Source organism: Virgibacillus oceani (genome assembly GCF_041521345.1).
Taxonomy (GTDB): domain Bacteria; phylum Bacillota; class Bacilli; order Bacillales; family Amphibacillaceae; genus Virgibacillus_N; species Virgibacillus_N oceani_A.
The window spans coordinates 1-16,406 of sequence record NZ_JBGOHB010000056.1 but is presented as its reverse complement, the minus strand read 5'-3'; the positions used below and the strand labels follow the sequence as shown (position 1 = coordinate 16,406).

The 16,406-nt window shown below is 41.1% G+C and carries 18 protein-coding genes; 13 read left to right on the top strand and 5 right to left on the bottom strand.

Annotated elements, in window-relative coordinates; translation table 11 throughout:
- Positions 1-157 precede the first annotated feature (157 nt).
- On the bottom strand, positions 158-1,303 hold the full coding sequence (locus tag ACDX78_RS22895) for an MFS transporter (protein ID WP_486031135.1): 1,146 nt from the start codon (positions 1,301-1,303) through the stop codon (positions 158-160).
- A gap of 426 nt (positions 1,304-1,729) precedes the next feature.
- Between ACDX78_RS22895 and ACDX78_RS22890 the strand changes: the two genes are divergently transcribed.
- From ACDX78_RS22890 to ACDX78_RS22865, 6 genes are all read left to right on the top strand, one after another.
- Positions 1,730-2,512 carry a transporter substrate-binding domain-containing protein gene (locus ACDX78_RS22890; RefSeq protein ID WP_486031133.1) on the top strand — a complete coding sequence of 261 codons (783 nt, stop codon included), beginning with the start codon at positions 1,730-1,732 and terminating at the stop codon, positions 2,510-2,512.
- 99 nt (positions 2,513-2,611) lie between these two features.
- The gene (locus ACDX78_RS22885; protein WP_486031132.1) at positions 2,612-3,274 is read left to right on the top strand and encodes an amino acid ABC transporter permease; all 663 of its coding nucleotides are present in this window, start codon (positions 2,612-2,614) and stop codon (positions 3,272-3,274) included.
- A complete protein-coding gene (locus ACDX78_RS22880; protein WP_486031130.1) occupies positions 3,271-3,993 on the top strand; it encodes an amino acid ABC transporter ATP-binding protein in 723 nt (240 codons plus the stop codon). The genes ACDX78_RS22885 and ACDX78_RS22880 overlap by 4 nt, the downstream gene beginning before the upstream one ends.
- A 163-nt stretch (positions 3,994-4,156) precedes the next feature.
- Positions 4,157-5,320 carry a GNAT family N-acetyltransferase gene (locus ACDX78_RS22875; protein ID WP_486031128.1) on the top strand — a complete coding sequence of 388 codons (1,164 nt, stop codon included), beginning with the start codon at positions 4,157-4,159 and terminating at the stop codon, positions 5,318-5,320.
- A 228-nt stretch (positions 5,321-5,548) separates the two neighbouring features.
- The gene (locus ACDX78_RS22870; RefSeq protein WP_486031126.1) at positions 5,549-6,211 is read left to right on the top strand and encodes a hypothetical protein; all 663 of its coding nucleotides are present in this window, start codon (positions 5,549-5,551) and stop codon (positions 6,209-6,211) included.
- Positions 6,208-7,461 (top strand): efflux RND transporter periplasmic adaptor subunit, encoded by a 1,254-nt coding sequence (locus ACDX78_RS22865; RefSeq protein WP_486031124.1) that lies wholly within the window; start codon positions 6,208-6,210, stop codon positions 7,459-7,461. The genes ACDX78_RS22870 and ACDX78_RS22865 overlap by 4 nt, the downstream gene beginning before the upstream one ends.
- Positions 7,462-7,518: 57 nt before the next feature.
- On the opposite strand, the gene ACDX78_RS22860 is transcribed toward ACDX78_RS22865, so the two are convergent.
- Complete coding sequence (locus ACDX78_RS22860) at positions 7,519-8,334, bottom strand: YihY/virulence factor BrkB family protein (protein ID WP_486031123.1); 816 nt, start codon at positions 8,332-8,334, stop codon at positions 7,519-7,521.
- A 253-nt stretch (positions 8,335-8,587) separates the two neighbouring features.
- Here ACDX78_RS22860 and ACDX78_RS22855 point away from each other — a divergent pair, with 253 nt between their 5' ends.
- From ACDX78_RS22855 to ACDX78_RS22845, 3 genes are read left to right on the top strand one after another with little or no spacing between them, the layout of a single operon-like run.
- A complete protein-coding gene (locus tag ACDX78_RS22855; RefSeq protein ID WP_486031121.1) occupies positions 8,588-9,061 on the top strand; it encodes a DUF948 domain-containing protein in 474 nt (157 codons plus the stop codon).
- A 3-nt stretch (positions 9,062-9,064) separates the two neighbouring features.
- A complete protein-coding gene (locus ACDX78_RS22850; protein WP_486031119.1) occupies positions 9,065-9,511 on the top strand; it encodes a DUF948 domain-containing protein in 447 nt (148 codons plus the stop codon).
- A gap of 1 nt (position 9,512) precedes the next feature.
- Complete coding sequence (locus ACDX78_RS22845) at positions 9,513-9,743, top strand: hypothetical protein (protein ID WP_486031117.1); 231 nt, start codon at positions 9,513-9,515, stop codon at positions 9,741-9,743.
- A gap of 251 nt (positions 9,744-9,994) precedes the next feature.
- Here ACDX78_RS22845 and ACDX78_RS22840 read toward each other — a convergent pair whose 3' ends face one another.
- Positions 9,995-10,411 (bottom strand): DUF948 domain-containing protein, encoded by a 417-nt coding sequence (locus ACDX78_RS22840; protein ID WP_486031115.1) that lies wholly within the window; start codon positions 10,409-10,411, stop codon positions 9,995-9,997.
- Positions 10,412-10,588: 177 nt separating this feature from the next.
- Here ACDX78_RS22840 and cwlD point away from each other — a divergent pair, with 177 nt between their 5' ends.
- Together cwlD and ACDX78_RS22830 are read left to right on the top strand one after the other, a co-directional pair.
- A complete protein-coding gene (gene cwlD, locus ACDX78_RS22835; protein ID WP_486031113.1) occupies positions 10,589-11,311 on the top strand; it encodes an N-acetylmuramoyl-L-alanine amidase CwlD in 723 nt (240 codons plus the stop codon).
- Between the two features lie 189 nt (positions 11,312-11,500).
- Positions 11,501-12,559, top strand: a complete 1,059-nt coding sequence (locus tag ACDX78_RS22830) for an Mrp/NBP35 family ATP-binding protein (RefSeq protein ID WP_486031112.1) — start codon at positions 11,501-11,503, stop codon at positions 12,557-12,559.
- A gap of 51 nt (positions 12,560-12,610) precedes the next feature.
- On the opposite strand, the gene gerD is transcribed toward ACDX78_RS22830, so the two are convergent.
- On the bottom strand, positions 12,611-13,267 hold the full coding sequence (gene gerD, locus ACDX78_RS22825; RefSeq protein WP_486031110.1) for a spore germination lipoprotein GerD: 657 nt from the start codon (positions 13,265-13,267) through the stop codon (positions 12,611-12,613).
- Positions 13,268-13,924: 657 nt separating this feature from the next.
- Between gerD and ACDX78_RS22820 the strand changes: the two genes are divergently transcribed.
- Complete coding sequence (locus ACDX78_RS22820) at positions 13,925-14,605, top strand: KinB-signaling pathway activation protein (protein WP_486031109.1); 681 nt, start codon at positions 13,925-13,927, stop codon at positions 14,603-14,605.
- 51 nt (positions 14,606-14,656) lie between these two features.
- Here ACDX78_RS22820 and pdaB read toward each other — a convergent pair whose 3' ends face one another.
- The gene (gene pdaB, locus ACDX78_RS22815; RefSeq protein ID WP_486031108.1) at positions 14,657-15,415 is read right to left on the bottom strand and encodes a polysaccharide deacetylase family sporulation protein PdaB; all 759 of its coding nucleotides are present in this window, start codon (positions 15,413-15,415) and stop codon (positions 14,657-14,659) included.
- A gap of 322 nt (positions 15,416-15,737) precedes the next feature.
- Here pdaB and ACDX78_RS22810 point away from each other — a divergent pair, with 322 nt between their 5' ends.
- Positions 15,738-15,959, top strand: coding sequence for a hypothetical protein (locus tag ACDX78_RS22810; RefSeq protein WP_486031106.1), 222 nt, complete (start codon positions 15,738-15,740; stop codon positions 15,957-15,959).
- The last annotated feature ends 447 nt before the right edge of the window (positions 15,960-16,406 follow it).

Genomic DNA, 16,406 nt, shown 5'->3' with positions numbered 1-16,406 from the left:
GTCGTATTGTTATTAACTATATCTCCATATTTTTCTAAATGAATACTTCTATTTCGTTTAGAAATTCATTTTCATGGTAGTTGGTGGCGATGCGTAGCATAGCCATGGTTGTTTCAGTGGGGGATGAGAAGAACCCCCCACTGAATGAAGTTTCACTTTATGTTTGCTTTGCAGCATATCTTTTAGCGATGAACCACAGAATGAAACCGATCGTGACCATTGTAATTGCACTGGACAAAAACGGTAGTCCAAGCGTTTCTGCTGTGGCACCTGAGACAAATGAACCTGAGACAGATCCGAGAGAGAAGAAAGCATAAAAGATGCCGTAAGCTTTCCCGCGATCTAATTTGGAAGAAGCCTCGGCGACTATCCGGTTCATGGATGGAAAAACAAACGCAAACCCAATTCCGTAAATGACCATAAGCAGCATGCTTAACCAGTAAATTGAAACGATATTTAGCAAAATATGGACAGAGCCAATAAACATAATTCCTGCCACGACAAGCTTTACAGAAGATACCCGGTCAAATATCCGGTTTAAAGGGGTTAAAAAGATGAGTAATGCGACAATCCCATACGTACTCAGCATCATCCCCGTTGTTGAAGAGGTAAGCCCCATTTCATCCACTTTCAGCGGCAAGGCAAATGCCAGGGTCCCGTTACTGATCATTAAAGCAAAAGCAGCGAGTGAAGCCTGAAGCACTAGCGGGTGCTTCAAAAGTGGCATGAATTCGGCAAAGGAAAACTTCCCTTTTTCCGTGGATATAAAGGATTCCTCAATAAATTTGTGGATTAAAAAAGCACTAATAAAGAACAGAACAGCTACCAAGATAAATACGTATTCTACCTGGGCTCTGGCAGCCATAGCCCCGCCAATCGCCGGACCTGCAATGGCTGCGATACCGATGCCTGCGCCGGTAAATGCCATGGACCTTCCGCGTGTATTCGATTTTGATCTGTCTCCTACATGAGCAAAAGCTGCTGGGATTAATACCCCGCCGGCCAAACCATGGAGAAATCTTATAATAAACAGCTGCCAGCCTGTCTGTGCAAATGGATAAAATAAAAGAATAATGGCTACAAAAAACATCCCTGTAAATAACATGCGTTTTCTGCCGTATCGGTCAATCCAATGGCCGCCAAAAATATTACCAACCATATTGCTTAGTGAATAAACAGCCACAATAGAGCCTGCTAAAAGGTGAGAAGCGCCCAATTCCAACGCATACGGCGTAATAATTGGCAACTGGATAAATGTATCTAAAAATGAAACTACAATTATAATAAAAAGAATTTTACTCATTGCTTATCCTCTCTAACTTTTTCTCTCCATTATTATACCTTAAAGTAAGAAATTTGACAGGAAATGAGCCTTTATGAATTTCGAGGAAATGGTAAACATTTTAATAAAGTCAGGAACCACTTTTCAAGATCGATTGACGTTAATTGGGTTGATTACTTCCACCCGCGTTTGCCAGCTAATCTATTATAATCTTACAAAAAATACAATGGCAAAATACCAGAAACTTTTAGCATCTTCAAGCATTTTGCAATAATAATACGTTGTTTGGCAATAAATCTATCTTCATTCCCTTATAGGGGGGACACTTCCAAAATATAAAGGATGAGACTGTTTTTAAATAGCGTGAATTATTGATAGAATAAATGAATATTATAAAACAAGCACGTTTCTTAAAAAGCGTTTACACAAAAGGGGAGGAAGTTAGAAGTGCTAAAAAGGAGTAAAAAGTCCATTGGCGTTTTGTTTGTTTCGTTTTTCATGATGTTCACCCTCGCAGCGTGTGGCGGGGATGAGACAAGTGAAGGTGAATTGCAAGATTCCTATGTTGTCGTAAGTGATACATCCTTCGTTCCATTTGAGTTTTATGAAGACGGGGAGTATGTAGGTTTTGATATTGATTTAATCAATGCAGTTGCCGATGAAGTGGGCTTTGAAATTGAAATGGAAACGACCAATTTTGATGGAATCATTCCGGGGCTTCAGACAGGCTCTTTCGACATAGCTATTGCCGGAATTAGTATTAGAGAAGACCGGAAGGAATCGGTAGATTTCAGTGATCCTTATTATGAATCCGGCCTTCGTATCGGTGTTCATATTGATAATGATGACATTCACGATGTTGATGATCTGGAAGGGAAAACAATCGCAACCAGGCTTGGTTCCACAAGTGCAGATTACATTGAAGACAATATTGAAGGTGCAGAAGCCAACCAGTATGAACAGCTGGATCAGGCATATCTGGCCGTGGAAAATGGAAGTGTTGATGCCATTTTGTATGACGCGCCAAATGTCGCCTACTATATTCAGACACAAGGGGAAGACAGCTTGAAAATGGTCGGGGATCTGTATCAGGCAGAAAACTATGGTATTGCTATTTCAAAAGGGCAGGAAGAATTAGTGGATGCCATTAATGATGCACTCGAAACGTTAAGAGATGATGGAACATATGATGAAATTTATGAAAAATGGTTTGGAGATGCGTCTGAATAATAGATGGCACCTCACCGGAAAAGGGTGTAACAAAACATTCGTTACACCCTTTTCCAATTATACAAAGCGAACGTAGATGCTTTAAAAAGAGGTGAAACGATGATTGGGAGATTTGACTGGGCTGGTGTTATTGACTTTCTTCCACAGTTAATGACAGGTCTGTATTATACATTGCTTATATCTGTACTTGGCCTTTTATTTGGTTTTATTCTCGGAGCTATTTTCGGGTTCGGCCGTGTTGCAAATAATAAAATAATATATGGTATAGCGACAATATATATTGAAGTCATCCGCGGCACTCCAGTGCTGGTACAGGCCATTTGGATTTATTTTGCCTTGCCACTCATCATTGGTGTGAGTATTGAATCAATTACTGCAGGTGTGATTGTCATTGCGATAAACTCCGGTGCCTATATTGCAGAAATTGTCCGGGGCGCCGTTCAATCGATTGAAAAAGGACAAATGGAGGCAGGAAGATCGCTGGGACTGGATAACGGCCAGACGATGCGCTATATCATTTGGCCCCAGGCTTTTAAGCGGATGATCCCGCCGCTTGGAAACCAATTTATTATTAGTATTAAGGATACCTCGCTATTATCTGTCATCCTTGTACCGGAGCTGATTTTCCAGGGGAGACTGGTAGCGGCAAACCACTTTAATGCGGTGGAAATTTACACGACTGTAGCTGTGTTCTATCTTTTCATTACGCTTAGCTTATCCTTGGTATTACGTCTCTTGGAAAGAAGGTTGGATATTCAATGATTGAAGTAAAGCATCTTTATAAGCAATTTGGAAACCTGGAAGTGTTAAAAGATATCAATTGTAAAGTAGATGAGTCTGAAGTTGTCTGTGTAATCGGGCCAAGCGGTTCCGGGAAAAGTACATTGCTGCGCTGTCTGAACATGCTTGAGGTAATGACGAGTGGTGATGTGATCATTGATGGGGAGCAGCTGAATGATAAGAAAGTCAATATAAATGAAATTCGTGCAGAGGTAGGCATGGTATTCCAGCAGTTTAATCTGTTCCCGCACAAAACAGTAATAGAAAATATCATGCTGGCACCTCAGAAGGTAAGAAACATCAGTAAAGAAGCGGCTAGAGATCGCGCGCTGGCTTTGTTGGAAAAAGTAGGACTGGAGGATAAGGAAAACAATTATCCAAGCCAGTTATCCGGAGGTCAGCAGCAGCGTGTGGCGATCGCTCGTGCGCTGTCCATGGAGCCAAAAGTAATGCTTTTCGATGAACCTACCTCCGCCCTGGATCCTGAGTTGGTCGGTGAAGTGCTGGAAGTGATGAAGCAGCTCGCACTGGAGGGGATGACAATGGTAGTTGTTACGCATGAGATGGGCTTTGCCAGAGAAGTAGGCGACCGGGTTCTTTTTATGGATGAAGGGATGATTGAAGAAGAAGGAGGACCTGAGCAAATATTTTCAAATCCAAAATCAGAGCGAACGCGGGAATTTTTAAGGAAAGTGTTGTAGGGAGAAATTTGAGAGCTCTTTTCCTCTTTATGGAGGGAAGGGCTTTTTTTTGCAGTTAAGTATATCTCATGCGGATTAGTTCTTATTATACAAGGTCTCCCAAATGATAATAGCTGAGGGATTAAGTATAATAAAAGAAATACTAAGCAACACGGAGGTACACATGACCAATATTAAACAACTGACCGAAAAAGACTTTGACCAGATTTTTGCTCTATCCCAATATGCATTTCAATATGAGCTGTCGCAAGAGGAACTGGAGGAAAAGAAGGAAGAAGCAAAGCGGCATAAAATTTGGGGCTGGATGGAAGGAAAAGAGATGGCAGCCAAACTTCATATCATCCCGCTTGCCGCTTATATAAATGGAAAACCTTTAAGCATGGGAGGAATTAGTTCGGTTGCAACCTGGCCGGAATTCCGCAGAAAAGGAATGGTGAAGGATCTTCTCCGACATGCACTGTACGACATGAAAGAAAACGGGCAGTTACTTTCCCTTTTACACCCATTTGCATTTCCTTTTTACCGTCAATATGGCTGGGAGCATGCCTTTACCCAAAAACATTATTCCATTCCGATAAACAAGTTGAAAAGGGATTGGGGAGCGAGCGGCTACGTGAGGCGCAGCGCGACTGAAGATATATCTTTATTGCATCAGCTGTATACGTCATACGCAAAATCATACAACGGAATGCTGACAAGAGATAAATCCTGGTGGGAGCAGCGAGTGCTAGAAGGTCAAGCGCATATTGCTGTAGCCTATAATCAACAGCATGAAGCGGAAGGCTATATTATATTTTCAGTGAAAAATAATGTATTTGCCGTCAAAGAAATGGTCTATAACACACTGAACGGGCGAAAACTGCTACTGCAATTCATTGGCAACCATGATTCCATGGTGGAGAATGCAAAAATGATTGTGCCCGAGGATGACCAGCTTGCTTTATTGGTGGACGAGCCCCGATTTGAACAAAGCCTAATCCCATATTTTATGGCAAGAATTGTAGATGTTCCCGCTTTTTTGGCGGCATATCCATTTCAAACCGATGGAATAATGACACTTCATGTCGAGGATGAATTTTTTCCAGAAAATAACGAGAGCTATCAATTGCAGGTAGAAAATGGTCGAGCGAAGGTTTCTGCAGCCCAGGGAGTATCCAGTAGCCAAACAGTACATTGTTCCATCCAAGTTTTAAGCGGCATGCTGCTTGGCTTTAGGAGGCCAATCGATTACTACCAACTGGGACAGTTAGAGGCAGACCAGGAAACCATACAGCAATTGGAAAAAATCATTCCACAGAGAAATACGTTTTTTGCCGATTTTTTCTAAAAGTATTTTGACCTAAGCCTTTTTGCCTGTTCAGGTTATTTTCACCCTTGCTTTTTCTGAGGCTTATGTCGCTTTTTGCAGTAAGCCTTTCTTATTCCATGAAAAACTTGTAAAAATGATAGAATTTTAGCGAATTTTAAGTTAAAATGAATGCAATCAGGATTAGGCAATTTTTGAGAAAAATCAGGTGTGGGATACAGAAAAGGAAATGATCAGATGAGATATTATATGAATCTAGTAAAGTTTTTTCGCTCGATGGAAGATCATTTATTTCGCGTTCGACAAGCAGAGAAATTGCATAATGTATGGAAAACCAGCCTGCTATTGGCACTTATTAGCGTGTTTATTTACGTATGGATGGCCTATTTGGGAATAGGGACAACGGCGATTTCACCAACAGCTATTACTGCAACAGATATTGAGTATGAACAGTATAAATACTGGTTTATCTTGGGGCGGGCTGTGTATGCGCTGATTTTTACAGCATTGGTTTTATTTATTCCTTCCCTGATTATTTATGCATTCACGGGTATTCCTTACCGAAAATTGCTTATCATGCAGCAGGTTGTACTGGCAGTGTTATTAGTAGAAAGAATGATATGGATCCCGCTGGCAGCTTTTATCGGGCTGGAATGGTATGTATCTCCTTTAACACTCGGCATTATTGCATCCTATTTCACTGAAATTGACTGGTTCATTTACTTTTTCGGTGCAATATCGTTATTTCAGTTATGGGTGATCTGGTTTCAGGTCAAGTTTATCTCGGGATTTCATGCGATACGGAAAAGATGGCTATGGCTGATCGTTATTTTGTTACATATTTTAACCTGGGTAATGGCGGCAACGATAGCAGCAGTGGACACGCATATCATAAGTGGGTGGTTTGAATGAAGCGACGGAGAAGAATCATACAAATAGTTATTGCGGTGTTTATTGGGATTAATTTCCTGCTCATTTTTGCGGATGAGGAAGCCCGTGTTGACCGGATTTCTTATATTAAGGACTGGTCTGATGCATTCTTGGCGGATGTTCGTGAACAGCACCATACTACCGTTGAATTTGCCTTTGAGGATGAAGAACATATTTATTTTGATACCTCAGAAGGAAGCTTCCAGGAATTTTTGATAGAGGAAGAGGAGGATATTTCAGTAGGAGATCCGCTTTTTTCCTATCAGGTTGATAATTATTATGAAGCAGAAGCAGATTTGATGCAGGAAATAGAGAAGCTTGATGGAGAAATACCTGCCATTGAACAGGCAATATCGGAAATGAATGCTTTTCAAATTCCTGATTCGACGCAGCCAACCGATCCCAACCCTGCATTTCAAATGACGGAGGAGGAAATCTATATCGAATTTCCACAGGATGATCCGGTAGAGGCGGAGGTAATGAAGCAGCAGTTTATCATTGATAAGGAAAATGAACTGGCACAAAAGCAGGCAGCATTGCAAAGTACGCAAAATCAGTTAACGGAGCTGCAGACAACCGGAGATACGATAACAGTGGAAAGTCCATATGATGGAAAAGTGAAAAATATCGCCACCGATCTGGGTGATCCAATTGTTACGATAGAATTGCCAATACTTGAAGCGCGCGGTGAATTGACGGAATTAGAACGGAATGAGATAGAGGAAGGTTTTCCGGCATTGGTAGAGCTAACGAACATACAAACATTTCTGGATGGAACGGTAAGTAATTTAAATGATTATCCGGAAACTGTTTCCGATGAAGGGGAAAGCATTTATTCCTTCCAAATTGCTTTTGAAGAAGAAGTGCAGCCGGAAATGGAGAATATACTTCCCGGTTATCATGCTGATGCAAGTATTACGCTGAATGAATCGCTAGAAGCGACCGTCATCTTTGATCATCTGCTGACTGGGAGTGCGGTATGGAAAATGACAGAATCAGGCAGACTCGTGGAACAGCCTGTGGAAACAGGAATACTTATGGATTCCATGCTGGAGATCACCGATGGCGTGCAACCGGAAGAACTGATCGCTGAAGAAAGCGTAAATCAATTCCGCGATGGAGCAGCATTTATTACCCCGCTAAAGCTCACCAGACCAACCTGGCGGGAAATCACACTCGGAGGCAATCCCAACTGGAGTGAGTATTTCGTAACCGGAATACTGTCACGGTAATACAACATAGGAACAGTTCTGCTGTTGTAACTGGAACAGCAGAACTGTTCCTATGTTTCAGCTGTTTTTCTGATGATAGAGTGCGTTTATGACTGCGCCTATCATGAGAGCCATACCTGTCAGGAAAAACCAGATCATTAATATAATGATACCTGCAAGGCTGCCATAGGTTTCATCATAGCTTCCAAAATTACTGATATAAAATGAAAATCCGAGTGAAATTAATTGCCATAAAATACTGGCAATCAGAGCACCAGGAATGATATGTTTAAATGGAAGTTTTTTATTTGGCGCAAATCGATATAATAAAAGCAGAATCCCTGTTAAAACGACAATGCTGATGGTCCAGCGCAAAATTTGCAATAAAAAGGACATCGCACCTGTTAAACCTAAGAAATTTGTAATATATTCAAGAAAAACGTTGCCGAGTACCGGAAGCAAAATTGCGACAACAATTGCAAAAATCATGCTGATGGTTAACCCGAGTGCAATCAGTCGAACAACAACGAAATTACGCGTTTCCTCTACATCATATGCTTCATTCGTTGATTTAATAAACGCATTGATGCCTGCGGAGGCGGACCATAGCGCAGCAATAATACCGATCGTTAATAAACCGCCGCGAGGAGTTTCAACCAGACTGATGATGTTTTGTTCCATTACGCCGGCCAGCCCTTCCGGCAGTGCATTCGACATAAAATTAACCGCCTGATTCGGGTCAATATTTAAATAGGGAATAATAGCAAAACCTACGATTAATAATGGTATAATTGACAAAAGATAATAGTGAGCTTGGGCCGCAGCCAATAAGGGAATATTGTCCTCCTGAAATTTTGTCATAAAATCTTTTCCAAAACTTTTTAATTTCGACATATGTTTTCCTCCATGTAATCTGTAATTGTTGTGTGAGAGAAAATTTGCTGTAATGAACCTATACCCGATAGGTCCATGTTTGAATCAGCGGAGGGACAGAGGGATACATCTTTACGGTGGGACGAGCATTTAACGCAGTCCCAGGGGTGGGATTGCAAGATATTCTCGTTCCGTCATAATGATCTGTCCCTTTGTACTCGTGTTTCAATCAATTTATCTAGTGGTATAATGCTTTAATGAAGGGGGTTTTTTCGTGGCAGGAATATTTTATTTAACCATTTTACTTATCGCCATTGCGTTTGCCATTGTTGTTGTTTACATTGCTGTCGTATTACATCGAATATCAAAAACAATGAAATCTGTCGGAACAACGCTTGACAAAACCGAGAAAGAAGTCGAAGCAATGCTTCCACATATAAGAGAAACAATACATCAGACAGAAGCAATGCTTGACGATGTTAGTGAGAAAGTAGAAGCTACTGATGGTATTTTCGAGACAATCGATAATGTAGGAACTTCTGTAAACACGGTTAATCAGTGGATAGAAACCAATCATAAGGAAATGACTGATGATGAAATGAATGAAAATACAAAACCATTTATGGAAGGTCTTAAATGGAGTGAGGCAGCAGTCCTTTTATATTCAAAATGGAAAGGGCCAAAAAGCAATGTGCCAGCCGAAATACCGGAACAGGATTTAATAAAACAAACGAGGAAAGAGGGATAATCGATGACGTTAACGGGAGTAGGGGTTTTACTTATCGGTATTGCATTTTTAGTAATAGCTATTTTTATTGCCCATGCACTTCAGAATTTAGCAGGTGTATTAAAGGGTGTTGAAAAGACGATGGACAGACTGCCGGATCATATGGACACCATTGTGAATGAAACCGGTGAGCTGTTGAATGAAAGTAATAAGACATTGACAGATGTAAATGATAAATTAAAACAACTTAGCCCGCTCTTCTATGTAGTCGGGGATGCTGGAAAAGTTTCACACAAATTTTCCTCCTCATTGGTGGATATGACTGATTCATTAAAGCAGGAAACTGGCGAGGCAAAAGATGTAACAGACAAAAATAAGCTTGGCGGACTGTATGGCACCTTTGCATTAGGATATTACTGGCTGCAGCGCCGGAAAGAAGCGAAGAAGGCAAAAAATGAGGGTGAGCAGTAATATGGTGAAGGATAACAAAGATCTTACATCAATCATTGTCGGAAGCCTGGCAGGGTTAACCCTCGGCTGGATGATAAAAAACTATTCCTCCAAGCGTCTGCAGCTTGAAGAAAACAAACCCTTTCTGCAGGAATTGAAACAGATGGAGCGGAAAGTATATGAGGATGGGAAAAAGAAAGCAGAAGATATAGGGCAAATAAAGAGCGATGTAAAAGCGAAATTGGAACATTAAAAAATCCCTTGAGCAGGGATTTTTTTCGTTCTTTCTTATATTATTCATAAGCAATTTCGCTTGACCCATTGCTGATTTCGCTCGAAAATCCGAAGACTCGCTCAACACCAGACCGATTTCGCTCGGAAAATCAGAATATCGCTCGACTCCACTTCAAAGTCGCTCGTCATCGCCATAACCCTGCTCGGCAATTCTCGGAAATTCGCTAGCACCATCCGTCATACTAGCTCAACAAATCCAATCCCCAACCCCTACTTCTTCTTCTGAAAAACCAAATACCCTAAAGTTGCAAAGCTCAGCAAAGCTTCCATATGCTCTCGTTTCAACATTCTGTCCATCAAAGGTGTAGTTGACGTGTTAACCTTCGAAACGACATTAAGAATATAAGAGGATAAAGCATTTAACGTCCGCCCAATATTCCCGATGATCGCAAATAGCGGATTTAATTCTTTCATTTTCCCATTTACTTCACTTGCCATTTCTTTTCCTTGCTGAATAGCTTCAGCCGCTTTTGTCATCACGGCCCCCACCTGATTCGGAAGTGTTGCCGTCGTTTTTTTCAAGTTAGCTAGTACACCGGTAAGATTTCGTAAAGGTTTAATCAATAATATAACTAAAGCTAAAAATGCTACACCAATTACAGTAACACCTATACCAACCCAATCCATGATCCCAAGAACCTCCTTCTAAAAATACTTTCTTTCATCATACCACTTTTTTCGACAGATGAAACAATAAAATCCCACTACCCAATAGTATTCCTCCCGCCTTTTCCAATATGTATAAGCATATTTGCAAATGGCAGGCCATATTATAAATTAGTTAGCATAAAAGGGGACGAGTCTATGTCGAAGTTCAATAAAGTTTTTTTATGGTTTATTGGTGTTGCCATCCTAATTTTTCTTATTCAATTTCCAATCATGCAAAGTGATACAGCCTGGAATCAAGGGTGGTCACTGCCGCTCAGTGGAAAAACCATTGTCATCGATCCCGGGCATGGCGGGCCTGACGGAGGAGCAGTAGGTAAAGATGATACCTTAGAGAAGGATATTGCACTGGCTGTGTCGGAAAAAATTCAGGATTACCTCCTGCAAACAGGGGCACTCGTTTATTTGACCCGCGAAGAAGATGTTGATTTGGCGGCTGGGGACACACAGGGGCTTTCCAAAAGAAAAGCTGAAGATATACGGAACCGGCTGGAATTCATCCATGAAAAAGAAGCGGATTTTTTCATTACACTGCATTTAAACGCACTGCCTTCCACAAAGTGGCATGGTGCCCAGACATTTTATTATCCCCAGTCAGATGAAAGCAGGCATTTAGCAAAGATGATCCAGGATGAAATCATAAGAAACTTGGAGAATACTACTCGTGGCCCGCTTGCCGTCAATAATCTTTACCTGCTAAAACATGCGGAACCCCCGGGTGCGCTGGTGGAAATTGGATTTTTATCCAATGAACAGGAGCGGGAATTATTAAAACAGGAGGATTACCAACAGCAAATGGCTGCAAGCATTTATGAAGGAATTTTGCGCTATGCAACAGAGGAGTCTGAAGAGGAAGAATAGACACTCCCTGAACAACTCGCCATCCATGATTCAAATCACTTAGATTTTCGTTAATTTGTGTTATACTAGCGTTGCATGAAATTTTAAGCTGATGTTCAAAATGGAAAGGAAAGCGATTTCGAAGGAAATGCCGGTTTCCTTTTTGGGCATATGATAAATTCTAAGCTGGAAAAAGGGATGGTGTCACAGTTGTTATCAAAAGATGAGGTAGTTCAATTACTAAACCCTGTTAAAGATCCATTTTTACATAAAACACTGGAAGAAACCGGTGGTATCAGTAAAATAACGATAAAGGAAGACAAGAACCACGTCAGTGTAAAAATCGCGATCTCCAAAACGAATACTGGTGAGCAGATGCAGCTTCAGCAAGAAATTGTCGGCATTTTAAAGCAAAACGGTGCCACGACTGTAGGATTGCGCTTTGAGCAGTTGCCTGATGAAGTGATTCGAAAATATCAGCCGGCTGTAGAGGAGGAAAAAGAATCTTCACTGATGGGCGGAAGCTCCGGTACGAAATTTATTTCCGTAGCCAGTGGAAAAGGCGGCGTCGGAAAATCAACCGTTACCGTGAATCTGGCTATTTCTCTTATGCGCCTCGGCAAAAAAGTTGGGATCATTGATGCGGACATCTACGGCTTTAGTGTACCGGATATGATGGGAATTGAAAATCGCCCGGCCGTCCGTGCAGAAAAAATTATTCCTGTAGAACGCTACGGCGTGAAAGTGATCTCCATGGGATTCTTTGTAGAAGATAACTCCCCGATTATCTGGCGTGGCCCAATGCTTGGGAAAATGCTGAACAGCTTCTTTAGTGAAGTAGAATGGGGCGACCTGGATTACTTGATATTGGACTTGCCTCCAGGCACCGGTGATATTGCCATGGATGTACATGAGCTGCTGCCAACAAGTAAAGAAGTGATCGTAACTACGCCGCACCCATCAGCAGCATTTGTCGCAGCGCGAGCCGGGCAAATGGCATTGAAAACAGATCATGAAATTCTCGGTGTTGTGGAAAACATGGCTTACTTTGAAAGTGAGAAAACCGGGGAAAAGGAATACGTCTTTGGCCAAGGCGGCGGCGAGAAACTGGCAGGTGTGCTGAAAACAAAAGTGCTTGGCCAACTGCCATTGAAGCAGCCGTACGAAGATGAAGATGATTTTGCACCTGGAATTTATCAGGAAGATCACCCAATTGGTAAGGAATATCATAAAATCGCATCAAAAATCCTTGCAAAAATGGAAGACTAAATATAATCAAAGCGGACCACTTTCAATGTTGGTCCGCTTTTTTGCATATGCTTATGATCCACCGCCGGAATCACCTCCGCCACCGTCGCCGGAGCCGCTTCCGCCAGAGCCACCCGAACCACCTTCTCCGGATTCTCCACCGCCTTCACCGCCCTGCGCTTGGCCTTGTTTTTCTGCGGCCTTTAACAAAATTTCCTGAATTTTCGCCTGGAAAACGGGCGTTTCCAATGTCTGCTGAATGGTTTCTTCCAAGTGAGAACGAAAGTCTTGTCCTTTTAAAACACTTACCATCTGTTCTTCCATTTCCGGGTTTTGCATTAAATCGAGCATTTGCTGCTGGTACGCTGAATCATTCATTAAGTTCTTCATCAACTTTTTCTGTTCTTCACTCATGGATTCCGCATAACCCTGCACGAATTCCGGATCCTCAAATAACTTGGACCACATTTCTTTGCCTTTATCTGATACAAGGGTCTCGCTGATCGAATCCTTGACCATTTCGGATTCAATCACAAGCTCCTGCTTTAACTCTTCATCCGCCAAAATTTCCTTTAATGCCTTTTTCCCATCTTCTGTCTGTAATATATCAACAACCATTTTTTTCGTTTGTTCATAATCCTGATCCTCCTGTGCTGCAGTTCCACCATTACACCCACTGACGATGAGGACTGACAGGATCATCATGCTAATCAAAAGGGAGCGAATCATTACAGAAACCTCCTTTCTTCATGTCTAGCTCCAGCACCCAGCGACTAACTGCTGACTTCCTTCACCTCCGTATGATAAAGAAGACTTTCCGACTGGAAAAACATGAGGCTTAGTCGCACTTATACCCTTGTGGTGAAAGTCAACATCGGCGCCGTGTTGAAGGAAGGCCGACTAAAATTGGGCTTTGCGCCCAACGTCGGCATATCCCTATGAAGGGGTATGTTTCCTTTTCGCTTTCCAAGCATAAGATTCACTATGATTTTTACATTTGTAAAAATCAAGTTCATCTAATCTCCTACGGAAGGAATGATCAGTTAAAACCGCCTCTTTGCGGGGCAACGCCGATCCACCTGGCAGTCGCAGTCCGTACGTCGCTAAACGGGTGCTTACGCTTTTATTCGTTGCGGTTTCTTGTTGTATGTTAAAATCAATTGTCATCAAAAGATGCTACTTCACCTTTAATATTGGTGACAAAAATAAAAAATATGCACACAGAAAAGGAAAAATGTCGAACTTCGTGTTAAAATACTATGGGAAGAATCAGTATGCATTCGAGCATTTTCTGCTTATTTGATGTTTATTCGTAAAATTTTTCATTGTAGCTATCCCTCCTGCATAAGGAGAACACTTTCAATACATACTGGGAGGATACTGAACTTGAATAGTCGTAAATTAGTGAATTTCTTTTTCAAAACTTTATTACTAGGCGGGATAACCGGGTTAGTCGCAAGTTTTTTTGTGAAAGCGGATGAATATCTCATGTTCCTAAGTCCGTTTGATGCATTTGAACTGCTAGGACTAGTGGTTGTTTTAACCGGGATGGCGCTTGTTTTCACTGTCGTCAGTCAAACCGGATTTTTTGCCTATTTATTTGTCAACCGTCTCGGATTAGGGGTATTCCGCTCCTACTGGTCACTCGTCCAGATCCTGTTAATTGCTTTTGTCGTATTTGATCTCGTGTATTTCCCTTATCAGGCAACAGACGGGGAAGTGTCGATCTTTTGGTACATACTGATGTCAGGAGCCATCTTAGGTTATGGTCTGATCATTGCGAAAATCAAGGTAAACGAAACGAATAAATCGGCATTTATACCGGCATTATTCTTTATGGTTGTTATTACAACGGTTGAATGGATACCCGGAATGCGGACAGAAGGCTACGATTATACTATTATTATGATTATCGTTTTGCTTGTTTGTAACACGTACCAGCTGCTTGCGCTCCACCGCATTAATCAAAAAGAAGATATGAAATCGAAGCATAGTAAAGGCAGGGAAAGAGATCCTGGGGATGTGAAGAGAAGAAAAACTGCAGCCAAAAAGAATAAGAAAAAATAATACAAATGCACCGCCTCAAGTTCAGGTGGTGCATTTTTTAGTGTAGCGCCATTATTCCACGAGTTCCGCCTCGGCGTGAGCCTGGTTAATCAATTCCGAAATGGGAACAAGGGTAAACCCTTTATTCTGTAACCCTGGCAATATAGTCTTCAACGCTTCCGGTGTTTGTTTTGCCGCATCAGAAGCATGCATTAAAATAATATCCCCATTATCGGTTTCATTCATCACCATATCGACAATAACCTCTGTGCCTGGTGTTTCCCAATCTTTTGTGTTTACATTCCAATGGATAACCTGAAAGCCCATCTCCTCTGCCAATTCTAAAATTTCCTCATTGAAATGCCCATTTGGAGCCCGGAGCAGTTCCGTATCTTCAAAACCGAGCTTTTGAAAAATTTCCTCTGCCATTCGTAAATCTTGACGCACTTCATCTATTTCCTGATCAAGGTAGCTTTTATAACGATAGCCAAGCATACCGATTTCATGCTCGCCTTCCGAGATCTCCTCCACAATATCAGGATGGCGTTCAGCCCATTCTCCGCTCAAAAAAAAGGTAGCCTGCGCCTGTTCCCGCTCGAGTTCATCCAGGATATCAAACACCCTTTCTTCTCCCCAGCTGATATTAAAAGTTAATGCGATATTAGGTTCATTTTCATTTCCTTTCGTAAGCGCAGTCGGCCCCTCATCGGAAAAAACGGAAAAAGTCCCGTCCCGTTCAAACCAAATAAAAAGCGCTGCAAATAATGCCAGTGTAATGACAATACTATATCGCTTCCATTTCCCCAACCGCCAAACATAAAAATGCTGCATAATTATTCCCCCTTGTCCTTCATATTAAATCCTATGAATTTATGGAGAGAATAGAACAAGCTATCCGTGGAAAAAGAGGCGGCAAGAAGCAAAATTTAAACTTTGAAAAGTTTCAGAGCAGTATTTTTTTAGCGGAAATTGGATGAAATACCAGCCTTTTGGGGAATAGTAATTTTAGGTTGTTCAAAATCAGCTGCAAAACAAAAGGAGTAACCGACCAAATTCAACAATTTTTACGAATAAATATAATAACTGTTTGTAAAAAAGTTAAAACGGGTAAATAGGGATTATTAAGTATTGAGGAAAATTGAGGTGCAAAGATATGTTAGGTTTATTGATAAATGAAATGGAACAGAAAGAAATTGAATACGTTCTAAAACGGGAACTAGATGAGTTGTTAATGGATCTGGAGGACCACCGCATTGATCATATCGTTAAGCGTGCCATGCGGGAAAGATATCATGTGCTATTTCAATTATTTCGCAGAGTTGCAAGTGATCAGGAATGTGTTAAATATATGCCGAGACGAAGTAATAACCAATAAATATTAAGGGAGATAGGGGAAGTCTTCCTGGTAATTATAAAGAGGAAATATATTTAAACTAAAAACTACGTCGATCTATTGAATTTATTGTTCATCTATGCTATTATATTGCTTGTTGTCAGTGATTGAAGCAGGTTTTTTATTTATGCATAATTTAATTTAAAAATCCTATTGACAATTCATTGTCAGCATGATAAATTATATCTTGTCGCCAAAAACGACAAACTTAAATTGCTCTTTGAAAACTGAACAAAACAACCAGTATGTAATATGAAGATGTCAGAGGTAAGAAGTCTGAGTCAGACTTGGTTCTGAACGAGGACTTATCCTCCTGAGGTCAATTTTTGAAGCTAAGAAATAAATAATGGATTGGTGTCCATTATAACCAAACTTTTATGGAGAGTTTGATCTTGGCTCAGGACGAACGCTGGCGGCGTGCCTAATACA

Excerpts from the sequence above, each read along its gene's own strand:
- gerD (WP_486031110.1), bottom strand. The coding sequence starts at position 13,267 with ATGATTCGCTCCCTTTTGATTAGCATGATGATCCTGTCAGTCCTCATC.
- ACDX78_RS22840 (WP_486031115.1), bottom strand. The coding sequence starts at position 10,411 with ATGGATTGGGTTGGTATAGGTGTTACTGTAATTGGTGTAGCATTTTTA.
- ACDX78_RS22810 (WP_486031106.1), top strand. The coding sequence starts at position 15,738 with ATGTTAGGTTTATTGATAAATGAAATGGAACAGAAAGAAATTGAATAC.
- ACDX78_RS22850 (WP_486031119.1), top strand. The coding sequence starts at position 9,065 with ATGACGTTAACGGGAGTAGGGGTTTTACTTATCGGTATTGCATTTTTA.
- ACDX78_RS22880 (WP_486031130.1), top strand. The coding sequence starts at position 3,271 with ATGATTGAAGTAAAGCATCTTTATAAGCAATTTGGAAACCTGGAAGTG.
- ACDX78_RS22885 (WP_486031132.1), top strand. The coding sequence starts at position 2,612 with ATGATTGGGAGATTTGACTGGGCTGGTGTTATTGACTTTCTTCCACAG.
- pdaB (WP_486031108.1), bottom strand. The coding sequence starts at position 15,415 with ATGCAGCATTTTTATGTTTGGCGGTTGGGGAAATGGAAGCGATATAGT.
- ACDX78_RS22870 (WP_486031126.1), top strand. The coding sequence starts at position 5,549 with ATGAATCTAGTAAAGTTTTTTCGCTCGATGGAAGATCATTTATTTCGC.
- cwlD (WP_486031113.1), top strand. The coding sequence starts at position 10,589 with ATGTCGAAGTTCAATAAAGTTTTTTTATGGTTTATTGGTGTTGCCATC.
- ACDX78_RS22875 (WP_486031128.1), top strand. The coding sequence starts at position 4,157 with ATGACCAATATTAAACAACTGACCGAAAAAGACTTTGACCAGATTTTT.
- ACDX78_RS22865 (WP_486031124.1), top strand. The coding sequence starts at position 6,208 with ATGAAGCGACGGAGAAGAATCATACAAATAGTTATTGCGGTGTTTATT.
- ACDX78_RS22860 (WP_486031123.1), bottom strand. The coding sequence starts at position 8,334 with ATGTCGAAATTAAAAAGTTTTGGAAAAGATTTTATGACAAAATTTCAG.
- ACDX78_RS22845 (WP_486031117.1), top strand. The coding sequence starts at position 9,513 with ATGGTGAAGGATAACAAAGATCTTACATCAATCATTGTCGGAAGCCTG.
- ACDX78_RS22895 (WP_486031135.1), bottom strand. The coding sequence starts at position 1,303 with ATGAGTAAAATTCTTTTTATTATAATTGTAGTTTCATTTTTAGATACA.